The organism is Thiocapsa sp., assembly GCF_011390875.1.
Classification (GTDB): Bacteria; Pseudomonadota; Gammaproteobacteria; order Chromatiales; family Chromatiaceae; genus Thiocapsa.
Window position 1 is genome coordinate 1 of sequence record NZ_JAABRP010000209.1, and the last position, 7912, is coordinate 7912.

The 7912-nt window shown below is 66.0% G+C and carries 7 protein-coding genes; 3 read left to right on the plus strand and 4 right to left on the minus strand.

Annotation, left to right across the window (positions count from 1 at the left end; genetic code table 11):
- Nucleotides 1-91: 91 nt before the first annotated feature.
- From GPT33_RS15215 to argH, 3 genes are all read right to left on the minus strand, one after another.
- Entirely contained in the window at nt 92-316 is a 225-nt protein-coding gene (locus GPT33_RS15215) for a DUF29 family protein (RefSeq protein WP_363929409.1), read from the minus strand.
- A gap of 407 nt (nt 317-723) precedes the next feature.
- A complete protein-coding gene (locus GPT33_RS15220; protein ID WP_296810414.1) occupies nt 724-1107 on the minus strand; it encodes a nucleotide pyrophosphohydrolase in 384 nt (127 codons plus the stop codon).
- Complete coding sequence (argH, locus tag GPT33_RS15225) at nt 1097-2512, minus strand: argininosuccinate lyase (RefSeq protein WP_296810418.1); 1416 nt, start codon at nt 2510-2512, stop codon at nt 1097-1099. Before argH ends, GPT33_RS15220 begins: the two co-directional genes overlap by 11 nt.
- Nucleotides 2513-2810: 298 nt before the next feature.
- Here argH and GPT33_RS15230 point away from each other — a divergent pair, with 298 nt between their 5' ends.
- Entirely contained in the window at nt 2811-3587 is a 777-nt protein-coding gene (locus GPT33_RS15230; protein WP_296810420.1) for a LytTR family DNA-binding domain-containing protein, read from the plus strand.
- A gap of 27 nt (nt 3588-3614) precedes the next feature.
- On the opposite strand, the gene GPT33_RS15235 is transcribed toward GPT33_RS15230, so the two are convergent.
- Nucleotides 3615-4490, minus strand: a complete 876-nt coding sequence (locus GPT33_RS15235) for a CPBP family intramembrane glutamic endopeptidase (protein WP_296810422.1) — start codon at nt 4488-4490, stop codon at nt 3615-3617.
- Between the two features lie 255 nt (nt 4491-4745).
- Between GPT33_RS15235 and asnB the strand changes: the two genes are divergently transcribed.
- Together asnB and GPT33_RS15245 are read left to right on the plus strand one after the other, a co-directional pair.
- Nucleotides 4746-6575, plus strand: coding sequence for an asparagine synthase (glutamine-hydrolyzing) (asnB, locus tag GPT33_RS15240; protein WP_296810429.1), 1830 nt, complete (start codon nt 4746-4748; stop codon nt 6573-6575).
- 2 nt (nt 6576-6577) lie between these two features.
- Nucleotides 6578-7711, plus strand: coding sequence for a glycosyltransferase (locus tag GPT33_RS15245; protein WP_296810424.1), 1134 nt, complete (start codon nt 6578-6580; stop codon nt 7709-7711).
- The last annotated feature ends 201 nt before the right edge of the window (nt 7712-7912 follow it).

Sequence of the window (7912 nt, forward strand, 5' to 3'; positions counted from 1 at the left end):
TTGTTGGAATGGCTTGGCCGCGCCAGCCCCGACGACTGTCGGAGCTGGCGCGGTTTAAAGTCTTAAAAAATATTAAACTCTAAACCGCGTCTCACTGGGGTCGAGGACATCTCCGAAGCCAAACGCAGAATGAAAACTTACGCATGTCGCTCTGGACACGGTTTAGCGCGTTGCGCTCCCTGCGTCCGATGGCCTCAAGCTCCTCGGCAAGCAGATCGCTATCGATGTCCTGCAACCGCCCATGCCCTAGCAGGGCAGCCTGCGCCTCGACCCAGGCGCAGAAGTCGCCGCGATAAAGATCGGCCATGGTTGGCATGAACTTTCCCTCGGCGCCATGGGTCGGGGTTGCAGCGTGAGCCGCATTTGCCGGCCCTTGGAGCGTGAAGGCAGTGGGCGTCGTACGGTGCGCGTCCAGTCTAGCGGCTCTGTTCGCTGACGGCCACGACGCATGGCCGACCTCAGCGACGGTCAGCCTCGCGCCATGGACCTAGGGTCGCGCAACCCACGCAAGCTCGAAAGGGTGCCGACCGCAATCCGAAAATCCGCTCCGCGATCAGCTCGCCGGTCTCTTGGAGATCCCGCAATGCCTCTTCCGCAAACTCCCTGTACAAGAGGGCCGCTTCCTGCTCGGCAATCAGTGCATCAGCGCGCTCTTCGAGCTTGGCACAAAGCTACGCAGGCAACGCACCGATGATTTCGTCAAGATCTTTCATGCCCGCGTCGTCAAGCAGAACCGTCCACTCTTCCATACTCGTCTTCATACTCGCTCGCCCGACGCGCGTCCCCGCGCACCCTGTCGGCCGGATAACGGGCTGCGTTGATTGCAATTTTCTCGTCGGCGGCGGCGAGCAGGTCGATATCCAGCCGCTCGGCAAGGCGGACGAGATAATTGAGGATGTCGGCAAGCTCATGGGCGACCTGCCGTTTCTTATCGCCACTCAGCTCGACGCTCTGTTGCTCGGTCAGCCATTGGAAGTGCTCGAGCAGCTCGCCGGCCTCGCCGGCGAGCGCCATGGCCAGATTCTTGGGTGAATGGAACTGCTCCCAATCGCGCTCGCGGGCGAAGGCGAGTAGACGGGCGTTGAGCTGATCCAGACTATCCGGCATCCGGGCCTCCGGCGTCGGCCACGCGGGCGCGTGCCCGTTCGATCGCGGCACGGACTTGGGCCGGGGCCGTCCCGCCGAGGTGATCGCGCGCGGCGACCGAGCCATCCAGGGCCAACACCGTAAAGACATCGGCCTCGATCGCGTCCGAGAAACCGCGCAGCTCGTCCAGCGTCAGCTCGGCAAGGTCGCGACCCTCGCGCACACCCAGTCCGACCGCCTTGCCGACGATCTCGTGGGCATCGCGGAAGGGGATGCCTTTACGCACCAAATAATCGGCGAGATCGGTCGCTGTGCTGAAGCCTTGCGCGGCGGCTGTGCGCATCCGCGCCCGGTTGCAGGCGACCTCGCGCATCATCTCGGCGTAGACCTTGAGCGAGCCCTTCAGATTGTCGACGGTGTCGAACAGGGGCTCCTTGTCCTCTTGGTTGTCCTTGTTGTAGGCCAAGGGCTGGGCCTTCATCAGGGTCAAGAGTCCCATCAGGTGGCCGAAGATGCGCCCGCTCTTGCCGCGCACCAGCTCGGGCACGTCCGGGTTTTTCTTCTGCGGCATGATCGAGGAGCCGGTGCAGAAGCTGTCGGAAAGCTCGATGAAACCGAACTGACTCGACGACCAGAGGATCAGCTCCTCGGAGAAGCGCGACAGATGCACCATGAGGATGGCCGCGGCCGCCGTGAATTCAATCGCGAAATCCCGGTCTGACACGGCATCGAGCGAGTTCTCCGCCGGCCGGTCGAAGCCGAGCAGCTCGGCGGTGTAGGCCCGATCAATCGGGTAGGTCGTGCCGGCCAGCGCGGCGGCCCCGAGCGGCATCACGTTCATGCGCCGTCGACAATCGGCAAGGCGCTCGCGGTCGCGATTCAACATCTCGAACCAAGCGAGCATGTGATGGCCGAAGGTGACGGGTTGAGCAACTTGCAGGTGGGTGAACCCGGGCATGATGGTCTCGGCCTCGCGCTCGGCGAGATCCAGCAAGGCGGCTTGAAGGCGCGCGATGGCCTCGCGGATCAGATCGATCTCCTCGCGCAGCCAGAGCCGCACATCGGTTGCCACCTGATCGTTGCGCGAGCGCCCGGTGTGCAGCTTCTTGCCGGCATCGCCGATCAGCTCCGTCAGGGCGGATTCCACGTTCATGTGGACATCCTCCAGCGGGATCGACCACTCGAAGGCGCCGGCATCGATCCGCTCCCGCACCGCTTCCAACCCGGAGACGATGGCATCGCGCTCCGCAGCGTTCAGGATGCCTTGACGGGCCAACATCGTGGCGTGGGCGATCGAGCCCTGGATGTCGTAGCGATAGAGCCGCCGGTCGAAGTCGACCGAGGCCGTGAACGCCTCGACGAAGGCGTCGGTGGGCGCGTTGAATCGCCCGGCCCAGGGTTTGGCGGAAGAACTTGGCTGGTGCATCTGCGTGATCCGAATGGGTGCGATCCGAGGATTCTACACGCAGGCGTTGCGGTGGAATGGATCGCGCGCGCAGCTATGAGACCGAGCACGTGCCCGAGGCCGGACACGCGATGTCGGCATCGGATCAAACCCGAGTAAAATGGTCGTGGGCTATCTTTAACGCGAGGATGCTTGGCGACGGAAGGTCAGCCCGAAGATGCGCTTGGCGAGGCTCGATACGCGCATCCTGCAGCACTTCCAGTTCGAGCGCGGAAGTACCATTGTCAACCCGGTCCAGACCTGATCCATGGAAAAGGTTATGAACATCCTGGTCGTCGACGATGAAGCACAGGCACGCGACCGGCTTCGTCGGCTGCTGCTCGCCGACACCGACGGGCGGTACACCCTGGCCGGCGAAGCGAGCGACGGTCTGCAGGCGATCGAGATCTGCAAAGCGCAGCGCATCGACCTGGTGTTGCTCGATGCCCAAATCCCCGGCATGAATGGGCTGGACACGGCGCGAACACTGGCTGCGCTCGATCCCGCCCCCGCAGTTATCCTGTTGACGGCATTCGAGCACGACACCTTGCTTGCATTCGCAAACCGACTCGCGGGTTATCTGGTAAAGCCGGTGTGTCGCGAGCGCCTCTTCGAGGCCCTGTTGCGCGTGCAGAATCCGACGCCGATTCATTGTGTCGGGCCGGTCAAACCGCCCGATCAAGATCCAATACGAACCGCCCCCCGGCGCCAGATCAGCGCCCACTACCGGGGCGGGCTGCGCACCGTGCAGATCCAGGACGTCATCTATCTGCGCGCCGAGCACAAATACGTCACGGTGCGCCATGTCGATGGCGAGCTCTTGATCGACGAGTCGCTACGCGCTTTGGAGCAGGAGTTCGCGGGGCACTTCCTGCGCATTCATCGCAACGCACTGGTCGCGCGCGACCGGGTCTCCGGCGTGGAGAAACGCCCGGACGGAGGCTCCTTCATCAAGCTGCGCGATTGTGCGGAACAGCTCCCGATCAGCCGCAGGCATCTACCCGAGGTTCGCCGCTGGATGCGGGAAGACGAGCCCGAGCAGCGGATGCACGACTGATCCCTCCCTCCTACCGACGCTCGGCCCTCAGACTCCGTTGGCTCCCGAGCGTCGCGTCCATCTCCAAAAGAGCAGCGCCAACAGGCCGATCCAAACCGCCGCCAACCAGCCGATGACGCCGTCGTAGCTCCCGACCAAAAAGGCGGCCGGGGCATCGGGGTTGCCGTCGGTCATGCGCCGCGTGACCTGGATCACGAAGACCCAGCCGGCATGCAACCCGATACCCCAGGCAATGTGCCCGGTGCGCTCGCGCACCATGGCCAGAAAGACGCCGACCATGAAGAGCGCCGCCATCGAGCTCAGATGCTTCCACTGGAAGACGTCGACGAAAACCGCGCCGAACATCTGCCACGCGCCCGCCCAATCGAAGGGCACGCCCTCGGGCAAGGCACTCGGCTTCAGGAAATGAACCAGCATGTAAAGCAACGCGGTCCAAATTACGGCCGAGGCGACACCGTCGCGCCGACGGATCGCCGTGTAGAGCGCACCGCGGAAGAAGGTCTCCTCGAGCACGCCGATCAAGAGCCCGCCGATCAGGGCTTGGAGTGCCTTTTTCGCCAGATAGGGCCAGAGCTCAAGATCCGCGTCGGGCAGGCGGATTTCCAAGGCGACGAGCGTCACCGCGAGCACCGCGAGAATCGCGACCCCTTCGACCCAGCCGAGAGCGAGTGCGCGTCGGAAAACCGGCTTCTGAATGCCGTAACCCAGCGCGGTCCGGTCCGCGAGCTGCAGGCGCTTGAGGAAGGGCCAGAGCCCGAGCAGGATGAAGACCTGAGCCAAACGACCCATGACCCGCTGCGGGTCTTCGTCAAGCCAGCCGGTCGACATGACGGGATAGGTCAGGAGCGCCCCCAGCAGGAGGCAGACGAAGAGATAGGCGAAAAAGAGTGCGGTCGGGCGCATCGGCAGGATCGGAAATTCCGCCAGTCTACTGATAGGCTCCCGGAGGGGACAAGCCCCGAACTGCCCCGGACCGCTTGAACGTCCGATAGAATCCGGCGCGTGGCTTGTCAGCGTCTTGTCCGCCGGTCGACAATGCGGATACCTCCGGCGGGGTCTTGCACCCTGCTTTGCCCCCGCGGCCTCATGCCCGGGCCCACCGAGCCATCCGATGCCGCAGGTCTGGACCCGACGACACGACCCGAAGGCGACCCGCTGATGTGCGGGATCGCAGGCTTCGTGCTTCGCGCGGGGTCACGCCCGAACCCGGACGAGCTGGGCAGGATGGCCGCGGCGCTAGCCCACCGCGGCCCGGACGATCACGGCATCCATTGCTACGGCGCTGTCGGGTTGGCGCAAACGCGGCTGTCGATCATCGGGCTCGCCACCGGGCATCAGCCGATGGTCTCGGCAGACGGGCATCTCGCCTTGGCCGCCAATGGCGAGGTCTACAACTACATCGAGCTGAATGCTGCGCTGCGTGCGCAGGGCCGCGAGCCGCGGACCGACTCGGATTCGGAGACCATCCTGCACGCCTATGCGGTGCACGGGCTGAATTTCCCCGTCGAGCTGCGCGGCATGTTCGCCTTCGCGCTCCACGATGCGCAGGAAGGTCGGCTGATCCTCGGGCGCGACCGGCTCGGGATCAAGCCGCTCTTCTACGTGCGTCTGCCCGACCGCATCGCCTTCGCCTCCGAGATCAAGGCACTCTTGCCCATCCTGCCGGGGCAGCCCCGCGTGAACCCGGTCGCCTTGCGGCAGTTCCTGCAGAACCAGTTCGCGAGCGGCGAGGAGAGCATTCTCGAGGGCATCCGACGGGTACCGCCCGGCGAGATCCTGATCGTCGATCGGGATCTGCGCATCGAGCACAGGCGCTACTGGTCCGCGCTCGACATCGCGCCCCGCGCGATCGGACTCGAGGAGGCGCAAGCCGAGCTGGACCAGCTCATGCACGCGGCCATGCGCGAGCACATGCGCTCGGACGTGCCCTTCGGCCTGTTCCTTTCGGGCGGAGTGGATTCCGCCGTGCTGGCCGCACTACTGCACACCCACGGGGCCGGGCGCATCAAGAGCTTCTCGGTCGGCTATCGCGGCACGGCGATGGCGCACGAGCTGGACGAGGCCGCGCGGGTCGCGGCGCATTTCGGGCTGGATCACCACCCCTTGGCGCTCGATCTCGATCAGGTCTTCGCACGCATCCCGCATACGGTCTGGGCGGCCGATGAGCTGATGCGCGACTATGCCAACCTGCCGACCTCGATTCTGGCACAAACCGCCGCGGCCGACCTCAAGGTGGTCTTCTCGGGCGAGGGCGGCGACGAGGTCTTCGCCGGCTACGGCCGGTATCGCCCGCCGCCGGCCGAGCGCTGGATCAAGGGCCTGCTGAGCCCGGGCAGCGGCGGTTTCCGCACCCGTGGTCAGTGGTCCGGACACTGGTCGCGACGACTGTTCGGGCCGGCGCTCCGGTCGGTCAGGACGCCGGATCGCGCGCCCTTTCTTCAGGCGTGGCAGTCGACGCCAAAGGGCTGGTCCGACCTGCAGCGACGCCAGTACACCGACCTGGTCACGGCCCTCCCGGACAACCTGCTGGTGAAGACCGACCGCATGCTGATGGGCTTCGGGCTGGAGGGGCGTGTGCCCTTTCTCGACCATCGCATCGTCGAATTCGGCCTGTCGCTGCCCGATGGGCTCAAGATCAAGGGCCGTCAGGGCAAATGCCTGCTCAAGCGTTGGGCCGAGCCCATGCTGCCGCCGGGACACCTGACGCGCCCCAAGCGCGGTTTCCACGTCCCGGTCGGCGACTGGCTGACCGGAGATGTCGCGGCCCGTGTCGGCGCGCACCTGGCGCGGAGCCGGGGCATCCGCGAGTGGTTCCGCGCCGAGTCCATCCCGGATCTGGTCGCCGCCCGTCAGGCCGGCAAGGGCGGCAGTCGCGAGCTGTTCGGCCTCATGCAATTCGCGATCTGGCATCGGCTCTTCATCGAGCAGCCCGGGCTCGCACCCTCCCCCGACGAGGATCCCTTGGATTGGATCGCGAGCGGCACCTGACCATGGCGACGAGCGCCCCACGGATCGCCTGCTTCTTCTCGACCTCCGGTCACAGCGGGGTCGACCGCGCGGCCAAGCATCTGATCCCCGCCCTGGCCCGTCGGGGCTATCGGGTCGATCTGCTCAAGGTCCGTCGGCACGGGCCACATCTGGACGCCATCCCGGACGGGGTCTCGGTGGTCGATCTGGGCTCGCGGCATACCTACGCCTGCGTGCCGGCGCTGGTGCGTTATCTGCGCCGCGAGCGCCCGGCGGTGATGCTCTCGGACAAGGATCGAGTGAATCGCACCGCACTGCTTGCCGGCTGGGTTGCCCGCCGACTCGCAGGGAGGGCGACGCGCCTGGTCTTCAGCTCGGGCACGACGATCTCGATCGATCTGGCGACCCGCGGTGCGCTCGAGCGCTGGGTCCAGCGCACCTCGATGGGGCGACTCTATCCCTTCGCCGATCAGGTCATCGTGACCAGCGCCGGCGTGGCCGACGACATGGCACGCTACACCGGCTTGGCGCGCGAGCGCATCCGTGTCGTGCCCTCGCCCGTGGTGCCCGCCTCGCTCTTCACGGAGACCTTGGCGCGTCCGGATCACGCCTGGTTCGGCCGGCCCAACCTGCCTCTGATCTTGGGCGCGGGCGAGCTGTGCGGACGCAAGGACTTCGAGACCTTGCTGCGTGCCTTCGCACGGGTCCGGGCCCAGCGACCCTGCCGTCTCATGATCCTGGGCCAAGGCCGTGCCCGCGAGCGCCTGCTCGCGCTCGCCGCCGAGCTGGGCGTGGTCGAGGATTTTGCCCTGCCCGGATTCGTCCCCGAGCCCTATGCCTTCATGGCCCATGCCGATCTCTTCGCCTTCACCTCGCGCTGGGAGGGCCTCGGCTTCGTCATCATCGAGGCACTCGCGGTCGGCACGCCCGTGGTGGCGACCGATTGCCCGAGCGGCCCGCGCGAGATCCTGCAGGACGGACGCATCGGCCCCTTGGTGCCGGTCGGCGACGCTGCCGCCTTGGCGGCGGCCATGCTGCAGACCCTGGACGCACCGCCGCCCGCAGCACTGCTTCGGGACGCCGCCAGCCCCTACGAGATCGAGGCGAGCACGGATGCCTATCTCGATGCCATGCGGCTGCCACGGTGGGCGGGGTAGGAAGGATTGTCTCTTTCCGATCCCGCGACGGGCACGGACTGCCATAGGATCAAACCTCGGCAATCAGCCCGAATGCCGCGAGATAGCGCCGTGCGCTGATGTCCATCCGATACTCCCGCACGGCTTCCTTCAAGACATCGGGCGGCTGCGGATTGCGCAGGGTCTCTTCCATGGCGACCGCCAGTGCCTCGACATCGCCGA

Coding starts and splice junctions, on each gene's coding strand:
- GPT33_RS15230 (WP_296810420.1), top strand. CDS start 2,811: ATGAACATCCTGGTCGTCGACGATGAAGCACAGGCACGCGACCGGCTT.
- asnB (WP_296810429.1), top strand. CDS start 4,746: ATGTGCGGGATCGCAGGCTTCGTGCTTCGCGCGGGGTCACGCCCGAAC.
- GPT33_RS15235 (WP_296810422.1), bottom strand. CDS start 4,490: ATGCGCCCGACCGCACTCTTTTTCGCCTATCTCTTCGTCTGCCTCCTG.
- GPT33_RS15245 (WP_296810424.1), top strand. CDS start 6,578: ATGGCGACGAGCGCCCCACGGATCGCCTGCTTCTTCTCGACCTCCGGT.
- argH (WP_296810418.1), bottom strand. CDS start 2,512: ATGCACCAGCCAAGTTCTTCCGCCAAACCCTGGGCCGGGCGATTCAAC.
- GPT33_RS15220 (WP_296810414.1), bottom strand. CDS start 1,107: ATGCCGGATAGTCTGGATCAGCTCAACGCCCGTCTACTCGCCTTCGCC.
- GPT33_RS15215 (WP_363929409.1), bottom strand. CDS start 316: ATGCCAACCATGGCCGATCTTTATCGCGGCGACTTCTGCGCCTGGGTC.